This is a genomic window from Naasia sp. SYSU D00948 (assembly GCF_017916515.1).
Lineage (GTDB): Bacteria > Actinomycetota > Actinomycetes > Actinomycetales > Microbacteriaceae > Naasia.
The window spans coordinates 264,469-281,019 of sequence record NZ_JAFMTA010000001.1 but is presented as its reverse complement, the minus strand read 5'-3'; the positions used below and the strand labels follow the sequence as shown (position 1 = coordinate 281,019).

General features: G+C 72.5%; 15 protein-coding genes and 1 other RNA gene. 9 read left to right on the top strand and 7 right to left on the bottom strand.

Features of this window, described 5'->3' with window-relative positions; genetic code table 11:
* The first annotated feature begins 16 nt into the window (after positions 1-16).
* From ftsE to ssrA, 4 genes are all read left to right on the top strand, one after another.
* Complete coding sequence (gene ftsE / locus J3P30_RS01340) at positions 17-1,345, top strand: cell division ATP-binding protein FtsE (RefSeq protein WP_210479169.1); 1,329 nt, start codon at positions 17-19, stop codon at positions 1,343-1,345.
* Positions 1,342-2,256, top strand: a complete 915-nt coding sequence (ftsX, locus tag J3P30_RS01335) for a permease-like cell division protein FtsX (protein ID WP_210479168.1) — start codon at positions 1,342-1,344, stop codon at positions 2,254-2,256. Before ftsE ends, ftsX begins: the two co-directional genes overlap by 4 nt.
* A 77-nt stretch (positions 2,257-2,333) precedes the next feature.
* On the top strand, positions 2,334-2,810 hold the full coding sequence (smpB, locus tag J3P30_RS01330) for an SsrA-binding protein SmpB (protein WP_210479167.1): 477 nt from the start codon (positions 2,334-2,336) through the stop codon (positions 2,808-2,810).
* Between the two features lie 239 nt (positions 2,811-3,049).
* Positions 3,050-3,422, top strand: a transfer-messenger RNA (tmRNA) gene (ssrA, locus tag J3P30_RS01325).
* Positions 3,423-3,483: 61 nt separating this feature from the next.
* On the opposite strand, the gene J3P30_RS01320 is transcribed toward ssrA, so the two are convergent.
* Together J3P30_RS01320 and J3P30_RS01315 are read right to left on the bottom strand one after the other, a co-directional pair.
* Positions 3,484-4,083, bottom strand: coding sequence for a CoA-binding protein (locus J3P30_RS01320; RefSeq protein ID WP_210479166.1), 600 nt, complete (start codon positions 4,081-4,083; stop codon positions 3,484-3,486).
* A complete protein-coding gene (locus J3P30_RS01315) occupies positions 4,080-5,375 on the bottom strand; it encodes an O-acetylhomoserine aminocarboxypropyltransferase/cysteine synthase family protein (RefSeq protein ID WP_210479165.1) in 1,296 nt (431 codons plus the stop codon). Before J3P30_RS01315 ends, J3P30_RS01320 begins: the two co-directional genes overlap by 4 nt.
* A 225-nt stretch (positions 5,376-5,600) precedes the next feature.
* Between J3P30_RS01315 and J3P30_RS01310 the strand changes: the two genes are divergently transcribed.
* On the top strand, positions 5,601-7,064 hold the full coding sequence (locus J3P30_RS01310; RefSeq protein ID WP_210479164.1) for an MFS transporter: 1,464 nt from the start codon (positions 5,601-5,603) through the stop codon (positions 7,062-7,064).
* Here the strand turns inward: J3P30_RS01310 and J3P30_RS01305 are convergent.
* Together J3P30_RS01305 and rfaE2 are read right to left on the bottom strand one after the other, a co-directional pair.
* Positions 7,061-7,954 (bottom strand): glycosyltransferase family 2 protein, encoded by an 894-nt coding sequence (locus J3P30_RS01305; RefSeq protein ID WP_307807350.1) that lies wholly within the window; start codon positions 7,952-7,954, stop codon positions 7,061-7,063. The two genes, J3P30_RS01310 and J3P30_RS01305, sit on opposite strands and share 4 nt — an antisense overlap.
* Positions 7,951-9,516: a D-glycero-beta-D-manno-heptose 1-phosphate adenylyltransferase gene (rfaE2, locus tag J3P30_RS01300; protein ID WP_210479163.1), complete on the bottom strand. Its 1,566-nt coding sequence runs from the start codon at positions 9,514-9,516 to the stop codon at positions 7,951-7,953. The genes J3P30_RS01305 and rfaE2 overlap by 4 nt, the downstream gene beginning before the upstream one ends.
* A 142-nt stretch (positions 9,517-9,658) precedes the next feature.
* On the opposite strand from rfaE2, the gene J3P30_RS01295 reads away from it, so the two are divergent.
* Both J3P30_RS01295 and J3P30_RS01290 read left to right on the top strand, forming a co-directional pair.
* Entirely contained in the window at positions 9,659-10,795 is a 1,137-nt protein-coding gene (locus J3P30_RS01295; RefSeq protein ID WP_210479162.1) for a glycosyltransferase family 9 protein, read from the top strand.
* Positions 10,792-11,733, top strand: coding sequence for a glycosyltransferase family 9 protein (locus J3P30_RS01290; protein WP_307807349.1), 942 nt, complete (start codon positions 10,792-10,794; stop codon positions 11,731-11,733). Before J3P30_RS01295 ends, J3P30_RS01290 begins: the two co-directional genes overlap by 4 nt.
* Positions 11,734-11,763: 30 nt before the next feature.
* Here the strand turns inward: J3P30_RS01290 and J3P30_RS01285 are convergent, their stop codons facing one another.
* Genes J3P30_RS01285 through aroA form a run of 3 tightly spaced genes read right to left on the bottom strand, consistent with a single transcriptional unit; the run spans position 11,764 to position 15,122 of the window.
* Positions 11,764-12,567, bottom strand: a complete 804-nt coding sequence (locus J3P30_RS01285) for an inositol monophosphatase (RefSeq protein WP_374058537.1) — start codon at positions 12,565-12,567, stop codon at positions 11,764-11,766.
* A 34-nt stretch (positions 12,568-12,601) separates the two neighbouring features.
* Positions 12,602-13,699 carry a ribosome small subunit-dependent GTPase A gene (gene rsgA, locus J3P30_RS01280; RefSeq protein WP_210479160.1) on the bottom strand — a complete coding sequence of 366 codons (1,098 nt, stop codon included), beginning with the start codon at positions 13,697-13,699 and terminating at the stop codon, positions 12,602-12,604.
* A gap of 13 nt (positions 13,700-13,712) precedes the next feature.
* Positions 13,713-15,122 (bottom strand): 3-phosphoshikimate 1-carboxyvinyltransferase, encoded by a 1,410-nt coding sequence (gene aroA, locus J3P30_RS01275; RefSeq protein ID WP_210479159.1) that lies wholly within the window; start codon positions 15,120-15,122, stop codon positions 13,713-13,715.
* Between the two features lie 283 nt (positions 15,123-15,405).
* On the opposite strand from aroA, the gene J3P30_RS01270 reads away from it, so the two are divergent.
* Positions 15,406-16,140, top strand: a complete 735-nt coding sequence (locus J3P30_RS01270) for a sigma-70 family RNA polymerase sigma factor (RefSeq protein ID WP_374058562.1) — start codon at positions 15,406-15,408, stop codon at positions 16,138-16,140.
* A complete protein-coding gene (locus J3P30_RS01265) occupies positions 16,137-16,379 on the top strand; it encodes a zf-HC2 domain-containing protein (protein ID WP_210479158.1) in 243 nt (80 codons plus the stop codon). The genes J3P30_RS01270 and J3P30_RS01265 overlap by 4 nt, the downstream gene beginning before the upstream one ends.
* Positions 16,380-16,551 lie beyond the last annotated feature (172 nt).

The following is a 16,551-nucleotide window of genomic DNA, read 5'->3' as shown; positions in this document are numbered from 1 at the left end:
TACGGTGGGAGACGCCATGATTCGCTTCGATCGCGTCACCAAGCTGTACCCGGGCACGTCACGGCCCGCGCTGAACGCTGTCGACGTCGAGATCCGCGCCGGGGAGTTCGTGTTCCTCGTGGGCGCGTCCGGGAGCGGCAAGTCCAGCTTCCTGCGGCTGATCCTCAAGGAGGAGAAGCCGACCGCGGGCGAGATCCACGTCCTGGGGCAGCGCCTGGCGTCGATCTCGAACCGGAAGGTGCCGTACTTCCGGCGGAAGCTCGGCGTCGTCTTCCAGGACTTCCGGCTCCTGCCGAACCGGACCGTGTTCCAGAACGTGGCGTTCACCCTCCAGGTGATCGGCAAGTCCCGCGGCTTCATCCAGGAGGCCGTGCCGGACGTCCTGCAGATGGTCGGCCTCGCCGGCAAGGAGGAGCGGCTCCCGCACGAGCTCTCCGGCGGTGAGCAGCAGCGCGTGGCGATCGCCCGCGCGGTGGTCAACAAGCCGGCGATCCTCCTCGCGGACGAGCCGACGGGCAACCTGGACCCGGCGACGAGCCAGGGGATCATGCAGGTCCTCGAGACCATCAACGTGAGCGGCACCACGGTCGTCATGGCGACGCACGACGTCGGCATCGTGGATGCGATGAAGCGCCGCGTCATCGAGCTCGTCGGTGGCGAGGTCGTCCGCGACGAGACCGAGGGCGGCTACACGACCTCGATCCCGATCGTGACCCCGGACGAGGCGGCTCGGGCGGGAGCGGTGCCTGTGACCGCCGGGCAGCCCTCCCCGTCCTGGTGCCTCGGACAGCGGTCGTCGACGTCCCCCGTCCCGGTGCTGCTCCTCGAGCCCGCGATCGCGACGACGCCCGTGCAGGTCCCGCTCGCGCCTCCCGCGCAGACCGCGGCGGCGTTCGCTCCGCCGGAGCTGCGTCCCGCGGAGGTCGTCCAGCCCGCGACGAGCGCGGAGCGTGCGGAGGTTCCGGAGCCCGCCCCTGCACCGACAGCCGCGTCGGCGGCGTCGTCGGCGGCGTCGTCGCCCGAGGCGGAACGCGCCGCGCAGGCGGCCGGTGACGAGCGGACGGCACCGGAAAACCCGGCCCCTGCCGAGGTGCCGGCGCGTCCGGTGTCGACGGTCGATGAGACGACCTCCCCGCGAGCCGAGCTCCCGCTGGCGGCGCGCCTCCGGGAGGCGGCCGGCTCCCCGGAGACGGACTCCCTCCGGCTCCTGCTCCGCGGCGGCGAGAGCGACGCCGCCGCCGCGCTGCCGAGCGACACGCTCTCCCTCGCCGCGCGACTCGGGCTGCGGGACGACGACGAGGAGCCCCAGCGCACGTCCTCTCAGGAGGTGGGACCGACCTCATGAGGTTCGCCCTGATCTGGTCCGAGGTCGCCCAAGGCCTCCGCCGCAACGTCTCGATGGTCGTCTCGGTCATCCTCGTGACCTTCATCTCGCTCACGTTCGTGGGCGCCGCCGCGCTGCTGCAGCTGCAGATCGGGCAGATGAAGAACTACTGGTACGACCGCGCCCAGGTCGCGATCTACCTCTGCAACGGCACCGTCGGCAGCGAGTCGTGCGTGACGGGTGCCGCCACCGAGGAGCAGCGCGCCGCGGTCGAGGCCCAGCTGAGCTCGAGCACGCTCGCGCCGCTGATCGAGCAGTACTACTACGAGTCACAGGAGGACGCGTACGCCAAGTTCCAGGAGCAGTTCAAGGGCAACTCGCTCGTCGACTACGTCACGCCCGACCTGCTGAACCAGGCGTTCTGGATCAACCTCAAGGACCCGTCGCAGTCGGACGTCCTGCAGGAGAGCTTCGCCGGAATGGCGGGAGTCGACAGCGTCGTGGACCAGCGCCGCTTCCTCGACCAGATCTTCGCGGTCCTGAACACCGCGAGCATCACGGCGATCGGCATCGCGGCGATCATGCTCGTCGCCGCCTGCCTGCTCATCTCCACGACGATCCGGCTCTCCGCCTACTCCCGGCGCCGGGAGCTCGGCATCATGCGACTGGTCGGCGCCTCGAACCGCTTCATCCAGACCCCGTTCGTGCTCGAGGGGATGCTCGCCTCGCTCGTCGGGTCGCTCCTGGCCGGCGGGGTCGTGGTCGCGATCGTGCAGTTCTTCGTGCAGGGCTACCTCGCGGAGTCGCAGCTCGGCTTCTCGTACGTGTCGCTCTCGGACGCGCTGCTCGTGGTGCCGCTCCTCGTCGGGGTCGGCGTCCTGCTCGCAGGCCTGTCCGCGCAGCTCTCCATCCGCCGTCACCTGCGCGTCTGATCCGCACAAGTCTGATCCGCACACGTCCTGACCGGTAGACTGGACCGCCCTATCCGGTCGACGTCGAGGAGGTGAACGTGCCCAAGGAACGCGGACAGAAGGTCGTGGCGACCAACCGCAAGGCGCGCCACGACTACTCGATCGAGGACACCTACGAGGCGGGCCTCGTGCTCATGGGCACCGAGGTGAAGTCGCTGCGGATGGGCCGCGCCTCGCTCGTCGACGGCTATGCCTACATCGACGGCGGCGAGGCCTGGCTCGACGCCGTCTTCATCCCGGAGTACACCGAGGGCACCTGGACGAATCACGCGCCCCGGCGGAAGCGGAAGCTCCTCCTGCACAAGCAGGAGATCGTCAAGCTGAGTCACAAGGTCAAGGAGGGCGGGTACACGCTCGTCCCCCTGCAGATCTACTTCAGCGACGGCAGGGCGAAGGTCGAGATCGCGGTCGCCAAGGGCAAGCGCGAGTACGACAAGCGTCAGACCCTCCGCGAGCGGCAGGACCGCCGCGAGGCCGAGCGCGCGATGGCCACCCGCCGCCACCTGGGCGAGTAGGCCCCGCCCTCACTCAACCCGGGCCATATCGGTCGATCCGGGTCGTTCTTCCGGCCCGGATGCGCCGAAACGGCCCGGGATGCCCGCCGAGCATCCGGGGGAATGCGTGCAGGGAATACTGCGACCGCCCCTCGTGCTGTAACCTGTGATGCCGCCCCTCGGGGCGGGACCCACAACTCCACAGTGCGATGGTGACCCCTTCCGATGCGACGCCTTCAGGCGGAGCGGGAGGCCAGCTCGGGGATGATCGGTTTCGACATTGCCTGAATGACCGTGAGAAGCGGGTCGAGGATGCGGGGTTATCTCGTTAACGCCCTCCGCAAAACAATAGGTGCCAATACTTCGCGCACCGACGTTGCTCTCGCCGCCTAAGGCCAGAGTCTGACGTCCGTCAGCCCGGGTTCGCTCCCGCCCCGGGTCCTGGCGTCATCGAGGGAGCTCGCTGCGGTGTTGCGCCTCAGGGCGCCGCGGGACTCGAACTGAGACTGGGCCCGTCGATCCAGGTGCCTGTGACAAGGATCGGGGCCGAGCAGAACGCCTGCACAGGCTATGCCCGTAGAAGGCATGGGATTACAGCAATGGACGGGGGTTCAATTCCCCCCATCTCCACGAACGGTCACCATCGCGCAAGGACAAGCGGAAGGGCCGCCCGAGAGGGCGGCCCTTCTGCCGTTCAGCGGATCGTCTTGTGCGAGGTGATCTGCCCGGTGTCGAAGCCCATGAGGTGCAGCCCCCCGTGGAAGCGCGCGTGCTCGACCTTGATGCAGCGGTCCATCACGACCGTGAGGCCCTTGCTCTCGCCGTAGACGGCGGCCTCCTGGTTCCAGATGCCGAGCTGCACCCAGACCGTCTTCGCGCCGATCTCGAGTGCATCGTCGATGACGGAGGGGATGTCGTCGGCCTTGCGGAACACGTCGACGATGTCCGGGACCTCGGGCAGCGACTTCAGGTCGGGGTAGACCTTCTGGCCGAGGATCTCCGTCGCGTTGGGGTTCACGAAGTACAGGCGGTAGTCGCTCGAGGACTGCAGGTAGGTCGCCACGAAGTAGCTCGACCGCGCCGGGTTCGGGGAGGCGCCGACGATCGCCACCGACTTCGCCGTGCGCAGGATCCGGAGGCGGTCCTTGGCGGACGGGCCGATCCAGGTGCGCTGGGATTTGAGGAGCTTCGCGAGCGGCGAGTTCGCGGGCAACCCGCAGGTCAGCCCGTTGACGAGCTGGACGTCGACGAGCTCCTCGCTCGTGGCCTGCTCCTGCAGTCCTGTGCTGGTCATCGGTCCGCCTTCCCCGCCTGCTCGAGCGCCTGGTCGATGTCGTACAGGATGTCATCCACATCCTCGAGTCCCACGCTGATGCGCACCAGGCCGGGACCGACGCCGGCGTCCTCGAGCTGCTTCTCGCTGAGCTGGGCGTGGGTGGTCGAGGCGGGATGGATCACGAGCGTCTTGGCGTCGCCGATGTTCGCGACGTGGCTGGCGAGGTCGAGGGACTCGATGAAGCGCCGGCCGGCTTCGCGGCCGCCGCGCACGCCGAAGCTGAACACGGAGCCGGGGCCCTTCGGCAGGTACTTCCGTGCGCGCTCGTGGTGGGGATGCGCCGGCAGGCCGGCCCAGTTGACGTATTCGATGCGCGGGTCCCCCGCGAGGGCCTCGGCGACGACGCGCGCGTTGTCGACATGCGCCTGCAGCCGGAACGGCAGGGTCTCGACGCCCTGCGCGAGGAGGAACGCGGAGTGCGGCGCGAGCACGGGGCCGATGTCGCGGAGCTGCTCGGCCCGCAGCCGGGTGAGGAACGCGTACTCGCCGAAGTTGCCGTGCCAGTTCAGGCCGCCGTAGTGCGGGACCGGCTGCTCGAACAGGGGGAACCGGTCGCCGTCCCAGGGGAAGCGCCCGCTCTCCACCACCACGCCGCCGAGCGTCGTCCCGTGGCCGCCGAGGAACTTCGTGGCGGAGTGGATGACGACGTCCGCGCCCCACTCGATCGGCCGGTTCAGGTACGGGGTCGCCACGGTGGAGTCGACGATGAGGGGGACGCCGTGCGCATGCGCGACGTCGGCGAGGGCCTCGAGGTCGGCGATGTCGCCCGAGGGGTTCGAGATCGTCTCGACGAAGAGCAGCTTCGTCTCCGGGCGGATCGCCGCCGCGTAGTCCTCGGGCGAGCCGCCGTGGACGAAGGTCGTGTCGATCCCGAAGCGCCGCAGCGTGACGTCGAGCTGGGTGATGGAGCCGCCGTAGAGCGACGCGCTCGCCACGATGTGGTCGCCGGCGCCCGCCAGCGAGGCGAAGGTGATGTACTGCGCGGAGAGGCCGCTGGCGGTCGCGACCGCCCCGAGTCCCCCCTCGAGCGAGGCGATGCGCTCCTCGAAGCTCGCCACCGTGGGGTTGGCGAGCCGGCTGTAGATGTTCCCGTACTTCTGCAGCGCGAACCGCGCGGCCGCGTCGGTCGTGTCGTCGAAGACGAAGGCGGTCGACTGGTAGATCGGGACCGCGCGGGCGCCGGTCACGGGGTCCGGGATGTTGCCGGCATGGATGGCGCGCGTGCGGAAGCCGTATTCGCGGTCGGACATACGGGCACGCTAGCCGACCTCGACAAGGCGGCCCGGCGCCCGCCGCCACGGGAGGTAACGCGGGAATCGGCAACGGGAGCGACAACCGGCAACCGTGCCCCGCTGCCCCTTGTCGCCCCGGTTGCCCTTTCCAGCCGCCCCGCGATCCCGGGGCGGCAGCACGGCTCGGGCCCCGCGCGCAAGCCCCCGGCGCTCGCCGCTCGGGCGTATAGCGTCGATCAAGCCATGCCGCACGCCGATCCAGAGACGCCGTTCGACGATCGGACCAGGTGGCGGGGCTTCGCCGTGTGCGTCGCCGTCGCGGCGCTGACCATCCTCGATCTGTCCAAGGTCAACGTCGGCCTGCCCTCGATCGAGGACTCGCTGTCCGCGGGTCCCAGCGAGCTGCAGGCGATCGTCGCGGGGTACGCGCTCGCGTTCGGGCTCGTGCTCGTGCCCGCCGGGCGCCTCGGCGACGTCCGCTCACGCCGCATCATGTTCCTCGTCGGGCTTTCGGCCTTCACCCTGACGAGCCTCGTGTGCGCCCTCGCCCCGGACATCGGCGCGCTGATGATCGGACGGTTCCTCCAGGGGATGGCCGCGGGCATACAGATGCCGCAGGTCGTCGGGCTCATCCAGCAGCTCTTCCAGGGCCCTGAGCGCGGCCGCGCGTTCGGGCTCTTCGGATCGATGATCGGGCTGTCGACGGCCTTCGGCCCGACCCTCGGCGGGGTCCTCATCGCGATCGGCGGCGAGGAGGACGGCTGGCGGCTGCTGTTCTGGATCAACCTCCCGCTCGGGCTGATCCTGCTCGTGCTGGCCGCGCGCCTGCTGCCGCGGCATCAGCTGCGCTCCGACGGTCCGCGAGACCTCGACCTGATCGGCGTGACCCTGCTCGGGGGAGCGGTGCTGTCCTTCATGCTCCCGTTCGTGCTCACCACAGGCGGGCCCCGCGACGACCCGCGCCGCTGGTGGTGGCTCGCCGCGGCCGTCGCGCTCGCGGCCGCGTTCGCGGCGTGGGAGCGCCGCTACGCCGCCCAGGGCCGATCGCCGGCGGTGCGGTTCTCGCTCTTCCGCACGGCCTCGTACCGCAACGGGCTGCTCATCGCCGCGGTCTACTTCGCCGCCCTTCCCGCCACGTTCCTGCTGACCACCCTGTACCTGCAGGAGGGCCTCGGGCTGGCGCCGGTGTTCGCAGGCATGGTGACGATCCCGTTCGCGCTCGTGTCGGCGTACACCTCCCTCATCGGCGGACGGCTCGTCGAGCGGTGGGGACGGACCCTCGTCGTGGCCGGGATCGCGGTGGTGATCGCGGGCTTCACCCTCGTGGTCCTCGCCGCCGTCGCCGCGCCCGCCGACCTCGCGCCCTGGCTCATGTCGGCCGCGCTCGCGGTCGCGGGAGCGGGCGGCGGGCTCGTCGTCACCCCCAACCAGACGCTGACGCTCGAGGAGGTGCCCGTGACCGAGGGCGGGGTCGCGGGCTCCATGGCCCAGGTCGGGCAGCGTGTCGGCACCGCGGTCGGAGTCGCCGCCGCCACCTCGACCTTCTTCGCCACCCTCTATGCGCGGAGCGACGCGCCGGACGCGCTCGCCGTGTACCACGACAGCTTCCGGAACGGGATTCTCGTCGTGGTCGGCCTCATCACGATCGCGCTCGTCGTCGGCCTCGTCGACATCGCCCAGCGCCGGCGCAGCGAGCAGGAGGCCTAGGACGACCAGGCGCCCGCCGAGGCGGCCGGCGTGCCGAACAGCACGTCCCGCGCCTCCACGCGGCGGTCCCGCACGGTGGTCGGCGACTCGAGGTGCACGGCCCCGCTCGGCAGGAGCCCCGCGGCGCCGTAGCGCTCCATGACGCGCCACTGTGCGGCGACGTCCTCGCCGGCGTGCTCGGGCGGCAGCAGCGACCAGAAGTCGAACCCGCCGCACTCGACGAGCCGGTCCCGCCGGTAGAGCGCGCACGCACCCAGCCACGCGATCTTGTAGGGGACCCACTCGCCCTCGGGGACGGGGACCTCGGCCGCGATGTGGAGGAGGTTCGCCGCGAAGTGCAGCGACGCGCGCTCGATGCCGGGCTCGCCCATCCGGATCCGCTCCGGGCGCACCGGGCCATCCCACGGCTCGAAGCTGGTGCGGTCCTGCGGACGGAGCTCTGGGATCGCCGACAGCCCCTGCGGAGCGCAGCCGACGAAGCCGCAGTCGAGGGTGCGCAGGGCGTCGAGCATCCGGCTGATCGTGCCCGGCTCGATCCAGATGTCGTCGTCGAGGAACAGGACGTGGTCGGCGGTGGCCTGGTCGAGCAGGAACTGGCGGTGCTCCGCCAGGCCCCGGCGCGGCAGATGCCGGACGAGCTCGACCCGCCGGCCCTGGGCCTCGAGCACGCGGACGATGCCGCGGACCGCCGGCGCCCCGATGGACCCCTCGCCCTCGGACTGGTCGCTGACGAGCACGTCGAAGGGCGGGTCGTCCTGTGCGGCGAGGCCCGCGAGCGTCACCGCGAGCTCGGCGGGACGGCCGAACGTCGGGATCAGGACCTGGACGACGGGCTCCACCCGCTCCACCGGCAGCCCCCACTCGCCGGACCAGCGGCGGGATCCCGTCACAGTCCCGCCCTCCGCTCCACGATGGGGGAGCGGCGGCCCCGCTTGGCGCGGGCCTCGAGCCGCGCGACGTCCTCCGTGACGGGCGCGGGCGTCCGGATGCGGTCGACGACGGCGGTGGTCGAGTAGTCGGCGAGGTAGTCGAGGATGCGGACCTCGCCCCCGTACCCGAGCACGACCTCGCTCTCGGGCAGGGTCTCGATCGTGTAGTCGCCGCCCTTCGCGTAGACGTCGGGGCGGATGCGCTCGAGCAGCGGGATGGGGGTGTCCGTGGCGAAGACGGTGACGTAGTCGACACAGCTGAGCGAGGCGAGGACCTCGGCCCGGTCCGGGGCCGGGTTGATCGGTCTGCTCTCGCCCTTGAGCCGGCGCACCGAGTCGTCGCTGTTGATCGCCACGACGAGGACGTCGCCGAGGCGCTTCGCCTGGTTCAGGTAGGCGGTGTGCCCACGGTGCAGCACGTCGAAGCAGCCGTTCGTGAAGACGATCCGACGACCCTGGGCGCGCTCGCCGGCGAGCCGGCGCACGAGGTCGTCGGCCGCGAGGGCGCTGTCCGCGAACTGGGCGAGGTGCCGCAGGAGGTCGTCCCGCGAGCAGACGGAGGTCCCGGAGCGGCTCACCACCACGTCCGCGGCGGCTTGGGCGAAGTCGGCGGACACCGGGAGCGGCAGGCCGGCGGCGCGCGCGAGCGTGAGAGCGGATGCGAAGGTGTCGCCCGCGCCCGACGCCTGCTTGTCGCTGGCGGGCCGGGCCCACGTGCGATGGATGCCGCCGTCCTGCTCGAGGAGGACGGTCCCGTCGCGATCGAGCGTGACGACGGCGGCCGCGGCGCCGCTCGCCGCGAGAATGCGCGACGCCTCCGCCGCGACCGTTCCCGCGCGGTCCGTTCCGCTGCGCAGGGGCGCGCCCAGCAGCGTGCCGGCCTCCTCGGCGTTCGGCGTGACGAGGTCGGGACGCAGCGGCGCCCAGGGGATGCCGTTCCGCGCGTCCACGACGAGCAGGGGCGGACGCGCCGCACGTGTGCGCAGGGCCTCCCGGACGGGCTCCCCGAGCATCCCGGTCCCGTAGTCGCACACGATCGCGGCGTCGACGCCCTCGGATGCGGCCACCGCGGCCTCCGCGAGCCGGTCGAGGGCCTCGGACGGGTGGACGTCGTTCCCCTCGTCGAGCCGCACCATGACCTGGTCGGCGACGACGATGCGGGTCTTGGTGATGGTGCGGATCCCCGGCACCGCGAGGAGGTGGGTCACGTCGACCCCGGCCTCCGCGAGCAGGTCGCGGACAGCGGCCCCCGGCTCGTCGTCGCCGACGAGCCCGACGAAGCGCACCCGGGCGCCGAGCGCCGCGAGGTTCACGGCCGTGTTCGCCGCGCCGCCCGGCACGCTGTCCTTGCGGCCGAGCCGAACGATCGGGGCGGGCGCCTCACGCGCCATCCTGGTGCTCGATCCGTGCCACCAGCCGTCGAGCATCGGCTCGCCGAAGACGGTGACCACCGGACCGGAGTCCAGCACGCGGCGAGCCACGTCGAGCGTCAGGGCAGGCTCGGCGGACAGCGCGTTCTCCATCCCATCTCCTTTCGGCCTCTGACACTCTCGCCGAAGAAGGAGAAGAAGTCACGCGGGGGGATTGAGGAACTCTCAGAGGTTGACGGGGGCTCGATTGGCCGGTGAGGCGGGCGCCGTGAGAGAAAGGAGGGGAGGAGGCCCGATGACCCAGCTCCCGCTCGCCCGCCGCGACGGCCGCTCCGGCACGTCCATAGGACCGCTCGGCGAGCGGATCGAGGGCGTCGAGCGGATCGCGGTGCTGCGCGCCGGGAACCTCGGCGACCTGCTCTTCGCGCTTCCCGCGGTCGACGCGCTCGCCGCCTGCTATCCCGACGCCGAGATCACCCTGGTCGCCATGCCGGCCCACGCCGCTCTCCTGGCGGGGCGCCCGGGCCCGGTGGCGGACGTCGCGGTGCTTCCCGTGATCGAGGGCGTGGGGGCCGCGCCCGGCACGCCGACGGACCCCGAGGAGATCGAGGCCTTCGTCGCGGGCCTGCGCGAGCGCCGGTTCGACCTCGCGGTCCAGGTCCACGGCGGCGGGCGCTACTCCAATCCGTTCCTCACCCGCCTCGGCGCCCGCGTGACGGCCGGCCTTCAGGCGGAGGACGCGGACGGACTCGACCGGGTCGTCCCGTACCGGTACTACCAGCACGAGGTGCTGCGGGCCCTCGAGGTCGTCGGCCTGGTCGGAGCGCCGCCGGTCACCCTCGAGCCGGTCCTCGCGGTGACCGAGGACGACGTGGCCCGCGCCGAGGAGCTCCTCGGACCCGGCGGACCGGTGCTCGCCATCCATCCCGGTGCCACGGACCCGCGTCGGCGCTGGCCGGCCGAGCGCTTCGGCGAGATCGCGGCACGCGCCGCCGCCCGCGGGCTGCGCGCCGTGGTCCTCGGCGGCGGCGACGACGCGCACCTGGCCGTCGAGGTCGTGGACGCGGCGCTCGGCGCAGGCGCACCGGGCGGGTCCGTTCGGAGCGTGGCGGGGCTCGCCGACCTCGGACAGCTCGTCGGGATCCTCGCGACCGCGGCCGTCCTGGTCGGCAACGACAGCGGACCCCGGCACCTCGCGCAGGCCGTCGGGTGTCCCACGGTCGGGCTCTACTGGGCCGGGAATCTCATCAACGCCGGTCCGCTCGGTCGGTCGCGACACCGCATCCAGCTCGACTGGCGGATCGAGTGCCCCGTGTGCGGCATCGACGTCACCCAGGTCGGCTGGACCGCGGTGCGCTGCGAGCACGATCCGTCGTTCCTCACCGCCATCTCGGTCGATGCCGTGTGGACGGACGTCGAGGACCTGCTGTGAGGATCCTCGACGAGCCGGACGGCCGCCCGGAGCTCCTCGCCCTGCGCACGCTCAAGCTGGGCGACCTCCTCGTCGCCGTCCCCGCCATCCACGCGCTGCGCCGGTCGAACCCGGAGCACCGGCTGATCCTCGCGATGCCGGCCTGGCTCGACCAGATCATCGACCTCGTGCCCGGGGTGGACGCGCTGCTCCCGGCGCCCGGGCTCGACCGGCCGCTCGAGATCGAGCCGGGACGCATCGACATCGCGGTGAACCTGCACGGCGGCGGAGGCGAGAGCCGGGGCCTGCTCGAGGCCATCCGACCGCGCCGCCGCGTGGGGCACCGGTCGGAGGGCTGGGACGGCCCGGAGTGGCTCGACGGCATTCACGAGCGCCACCGGTGGGCCCGCCTCGTCACCGAGCACGGCATGCCGGCCGACGAGAACGAGGTCTGGATCAGCGACCCCGGTCCCGCGCGGAACCCGGACGCCGCGGTCGTGCACGTCGGTGCGTTCTACGGGTCGCGCTTCTGGCCCGCCGAGCGCTTCGCCGCCGTCGCGCGCGCGTTCGAGCGGGACGGGCTGCGGGTCGTCCTCACCGGCAGCGGGCGCGAGCGGGATCGCGCGCTGCAGGTCGCCGAGCTGGCCGGGCTGCCCGACGACCAGGTGCTCGCCGGCCGGATCGAGCTGCGCGAGATGGCGGCCACCGTGGCGTCGGCGGCGATCCTCGTATCCGTGGACACGGGGGCGGCGCACCTCGCGTCGGCGTACCGGACGCCCTCCGTCGTCCTGTTCGGGCCCGCGCCGCCCGAGGAGTGGGGGCCGCCGCCCGGCCCGCACGTCGTCCTCACCGACGCGCGCCTCCGCGTGGGCGACACGTTCGGCAGCGAGCCGGATCCGGCGCTGCTCGCGGTCACCGTCGGGGACGTGCTGGGAGCGGCCGCCGGCCTGATCCGCTGAGCGCGAACCCCGTCACGATCCGGCCGAGCGTCAGTCCTCGGAGCGCAGCATCGTGAGCACCTGCCCGTGCAGGTGGCTGTTCGTCGCGAGCGCGCTGCCGCCCCAGGGACCCGCGTCTCCCGCCACCGAGGTCATCCTGCCGCCGGCCTCCTCGACGATCGGGATCAGCGCCGCGATGTCGTAGGGGCGGAGGTCGAACTCGGCCGCGACGTCGAGCGCGCCCTCGGCCACCAGGAGGTAGGACCAGAAGTCGCCGTAGGCGCGCGTGCGCCAGACGCAGTCGGAGAGGCGGAGCAGGTCGTCGGCGCGGCCCTCCTCCTGCCAGCCCTTGAGGCTGTTGTAGCTGAGCGAGGCATCCGAGAGCTCGCGGATGCCGGACACCTCGAGGCGGCGCGGCTCCGCGCCGCGGGCGTCGGTCGTCCAGGCGCCCTCGCCCAGCGCTCCCCACCACTGCCGGCCGAGCGCCGGCGCTCCCACGGCGCCCACCACGGGCCGTCCGTCGACCGCGAGGGCGACGAGGGTGCCCCAGACCGGGACGCCGCGAAGGAAGTTCGCCGTGCCGTCGATGGGGTCGAGGATCCACTGCCGTCCGGGTGCGCGGTCGCCGCCGTACTCCTCGCCGAGGATCGCATCGTCCGGCCGGGACTCCCGCAGCGCGGCGCGCAGGGCCTGCTCGACCGCCTGGTCGGCGTCGGTCACCGGCGTCCGGTCCGGCTTCGTCTCCACGCGCAGGTCGAGGGCCCGGTAGCGCTCCATCGACAGCACGTGCGCCATGTCGACGAGATCCCGCGCGAGCCGCAGGTCCTCCGCGTACCCCGATCCGCTCACGGCCACAGCCTAGACCTGAGCGCCGCGGCCGGGCGGGCCGTCAGGCTGGGTCGACCGCCGGGTCCTGCTCGGGCTCGGTGTCCCAGTCCTGCTCGGACCGCGGATCGAGGACCGTGAGGAGCCGCTGCAGCGACTCGAGGCGCCGACGCCCGGACTCGCCGAGCTCCCCGGCGCGGACCCGGTCGACGATCTCCCAGTCGTGCGCCTCGACGAGCGGCACCTCGCCCTCCGGCGGCTCCGGGGCGACGGCGCGGGCCACGAAGGAGCGGAGCACGCTCGGGGGATCGACGTGGCCGAGCCCGAAGGAGCGCACCCCCGGGGTGTCGATGATCCAGCCGGACCGGCCCTGGCCGTCCCGCATCCGCAGCGAGACGGTGGAGGACGACGTGTGCCGGCCCCGGCCCGTCACCTCGTTGACGGATCCGGTCGCGCGATGCGCCTCGGGCACGAGCGCGTTGACGAGGGTCGACTTGCCGACCCCGGAGTGGCCCACGGCCACCGTGGTGCGGCCCACCAGGCGCTCCTGGAGCTCGGCGAGGGGGACGTCCCCCTCGCCGCTCGTCACCACGTCGAGGTTGAGCACCGAGAACTCGTCCAGGAAGGGCGCCGGGTCCGCGAGGTCCGTCTTGGTCACGACGAGCAGGGGATCGAGCCCCGCGTCGAAGGCCGCGACGAGGTAGCGGTCCACGAGGCGCGCCCGGGGCTCCGGGTTCGCCGCGGCGACGACGATCATCATCTGGTCGGCATTGGCGACGATGATCCGCTCGACGTCGTCCGTGTCGTCGGCGCTGCGGCGCAGCAGGGTCGTGCGCTCGGCGATCCGGACCACGCGGGCGAGGGTGCCCTCAGTGCCGGAGACGTCCCCGACCACGTCGACGAAATCGCCCGTGACGATGGAGTTCCGCCCGAGCTCGCGCGCGCGCTTCGCGAACACCTCCCGCTCGTCCTCGGTGTCCTCGCCGAGGAGGACGACGACGCGGCCGCGGTCGACGGTCAGGACTCGGCCGCGCTCGGCGTCGGTGTGGCCGGGCCGCTGCTTGCTGCGCGGTCTGCTGCCCCTCCGGTTGGGCCGGATGCGGGCGTCGGACTCGTCGTAGCCCTCGTACGGCGAGTCGTCGCCGTCGTCGAGCCAGCTCACCGGGGGCGGACCGTCATGCGGGAAGGGCCTCCGGTGCGGCGGAGAGCATCGACGCCCACAGCTCCGGGAACTGGGGGAGCGTCTTGGCGGTCGTGCCGATGTCGTCGATCTCGAGTCCCGGGACGGCGAGTCCGATGACGGCGCCCGCGGTGGCCATCCGGTGGTCCTCGTAGCTCTGCCAGGGCCGGTCCGGCCGCGCGGTCAGCGGAGCGGGCTCGATCGAGAGGCCGTCCTCCTCCTCGGTGACCCGGCCGCCGAGCGCGTTGAGCTCGGCCGCCAGCGCCGCCAGGCGGTCCGTCTCGTGCCCGCGCAGGTGCCCGATCCCGGTGATCCGGCTCGGTCCGGACGCCAGAGCGGCCAGCGCGACGATCGCCGGTGCGAGCTCGCCGCCGGTGGAGAGGTCGAGGTCGACGCCCGGCAGCTCCCGGCCGCCGAGGAGCCCGGGCCCGCCGTCGACGACGAGGTCGCGTCCGTCGCGCTCGACGGTCGCGCCGAACCCGGCGAGCAGCGTCCGCAGATCGTCGCCCACCTGGGTCGTGCTCTCGGGCCAGTCGGCGATCCGGACGCTGCCGCCGGCGATCAGGGCCGCGGCGAGGAAGGGGGCCGCGTTGGAGAGGTCCGGCTCGATGGTCACCTCGCCGCCCGAGATCGGACCCGGGGACACCGTCCACTCCGCCTCTCCGGACGTGCGTGCGTCGACGCCGCGGGAGCGCAGTGCGGCGAGCGTCATCTCGATGTGGGGAAGGCTCGGCAGCCGCTCGCCGGTGTGCCGCAGCGTCAGCCCCTGCTCGAAGCGAGCGGCCGCGAGCAGCAGGCCGGACACGAACTGGCTCGAGGCGGACGCGTCGATCTCGAGCTCGCCGCCGGGGACGCGTCCGCTCCCGTGGACCGTGAAGGGGAGGGCGTAGCGACCGTCGTCGTTGACGTCGACGCCGAGACCCCGGAGGGACTCGATCGTGGTCCGCATCGGCCGTCGGCGGGCCGCCGCGTCACCGTCGAAGGTCACAGGACCGAGCGCGAGCGCGGCGACGGGCGGCCCGAATCGCATCAGGGTGCCGGCGAGGCCGCAGTCGACCGCCACGCCTCCCGCGAGCTCCCCGGGCGTCACGAGCAGGTCCGGTCCGTACTCCCCGGCTCCCACAGGCTCGATCGAGACGCCGAGGGATCGGAGCGCCTCGATCATGAGCCGCGAGTCCCGGGAGTGCAGGGGAGCGCGCAGCACGGTGGGCTCCGCGGCGAGCGCCGAGAGGACCAGCTCGCGGTTGGTGAGGCTCTTCGAGCCGGGCAGGGAGACCCGCGCGGAGAGGGGACGCGTCGCCACGGGAGCGGGCCAGACCGGCGGGCCGGTCGCGGCGCCATCCCGCGTCTCGTGGTCGTCGCCCGGCAGCCGGAAGCGGGGCGAGGAATATCCGAGGATCCCCATCGGTTCCCAGGATAACGGCGGTATCGGACAGCGAAGGGAGGGGTGCGTGACACTCACCATGCCCACACTCGCGCCCGAACTAAGCTGGCCCTCGATGAGCAGCGCGACCGACCCGTCCGAGCCGGGTTCTGCCGGACCGTCCGACCAGGGTCTCGCCGACCCGGAGGATGACGAGAGGGACGTGCTCGAGTCGCTGGTGACGGACGTCGCCGCTGACGAGGAGCTCGCCGCCGACGAGGAGCTCGCCGAGGACGCCCCTGTCGAGGAGGAGCTGGGCGACGACCTGGCCGCCGACGAGGAGCTCGCGGAGGGCGAGGTGCTCGCGGACGAGGATGCCGCGGGCGACGAGACCGCGGCCGTCGAGGCGGAGGCCGAGGAGACGATCGTCGAGGCGATCGAGGAGGCGGAGGCCCCCGCCGACCTGCGGGCCCTCTTCGAGGCGCAGGCGCTGCCGTACCTCGACCAGCTCTACGCGGCGGGGATGAGGATGACCCGCAACCCGGCCGACGCGCAGGACCTCGTGCAGGAGACGTTCGTCAAGGCGTTCTCCGCGTTCCGGCAGTTCCAGCAGGGCACGAACCTCAAGGCCTGGCTGTACCGGATCCTCACCAACACGTTCATCAACAGCTACCGCAAGAAGCAGCGCGACCCGTATCAGGGGACGATCGACGACCTCGAGGACTGGCAGCTGGGCACGGCGGAGTCGGCGACCGCGCCTGTGAGCCGGTCCGCCGAGGCGGAGGCGATCGACCATCTCCCGGACTCCGCGGTCAAGGACGCCCTGCAGGCGGTGCCCGAGGACTTCCGTCTCGCGGTCTACCTCGCGGACGTGGAGGGCTTTTCCTACCAGGAGATCGCCGACATCATGAAGACCCCGGTCGGCACGGTGATGAGCCGGCTGCATCGCGGCAGGCGGCTGCTGCGGGAGCTGCTGGGAGACTACGCGCGCGAGCGCGGCATCCAGGTCGGGGCGCCGTCGAGACGGCGCTCCCCGAAGAAGGACGGAGCGGAGGAATGACCGACTGCGGCTGCGAGAAGGCCAAGGCCGAACTCGAGGAGTACCTGCACAACGAGCTCCGCGGCGAGGACGCCGCGGACATCCGCGAGCATATGGAGAACTGCGTCGACTGCGCGGGCGAGCACCGGGTGGGCGTGGTCCTCACCGAGGCCGTCAAGCGGGCGTGCAAGGACACGGCTCCGGAGGAGCTGCGCGTCCAGGTGCTCGGCCGGCTCCGGGCCCTGACCGCCACCCACTGACACCGGCGGCGCCGCAGGGCGACCGCTGAGGGTGCAGTGCCGCATCCCTCGTCGAGTCTCCCAGCGAGCGACCGCGAAGCCCGCCGCTGCGGCGCGGCGCCGTGAACGGCCGATGCCCGGCTGCACGCCGCCGCTCATGCAGAAAGCCCCGCCTTCCGGCGGGGCTTTCTGC

Coding starts and splice junctions, on each gene's coding strand:
- ftsE (WP_210479169.1), top strand. CDS start 17: ATGATTCGCTTCGATCGCGTCACCAAGCTGTACCCGGGCACGTCACGG.
- ftsX (WP_210479168.1), top strand. CDS start 1,342: ATGAGGTTCGCCCTGATCTGGTCCGAGGTCGCCCAAGGCCTCCGCCGC.
- J3P30_RS01320 (WP_210479166.1), bottom strand. CDS start 4,083: ATGACCAGCACAGGACTGCAGGAGCAGGCCACGAGCGAGGAGCTCGTC.
- J3P30_RS01315 (WP_210479165.1), bottom strand. CDS start 5,375: ATGTCCGACCGCGAATACGGCTTCCGCACGCGCGCCATCCATGCCGGC.
- J3P30_RS01310 (WP_210479164.1), top strand. CDS start 5,601: ATGCCGCACGCCGATCCAGAGACGCCGTTCGACGATCGGACCAGGTGG.
- rfaE2 (WP_210479163.1), bottom strand. CDS start 9,516: ATGGAGAACGCGCTGTCCGCCGAGCCTGCCCTGACGCTCGACGTGGCT.
- J3P30_RS01295 (WP_210479162.1), top strand. CDS start 9,659: ATGACCCAGCTCCCGCTCGCCCGCCGCGACGGCCGCTCCGGCACGTCC.
- aroA (WP_210479159.1), bottom strand. CDS start 15,122: ATGGGGATCCTCGGATATTCCTCGCCCCGCTTCCGGCTGCCGGGCGAC.
- J3P30_RS01265 (WP_210479158.1), top strand. CDS start 16,137: ATGACCGACTGCGGCTGCGAGAAGGCCAAGGCCGAACTCGAGGAGTAC.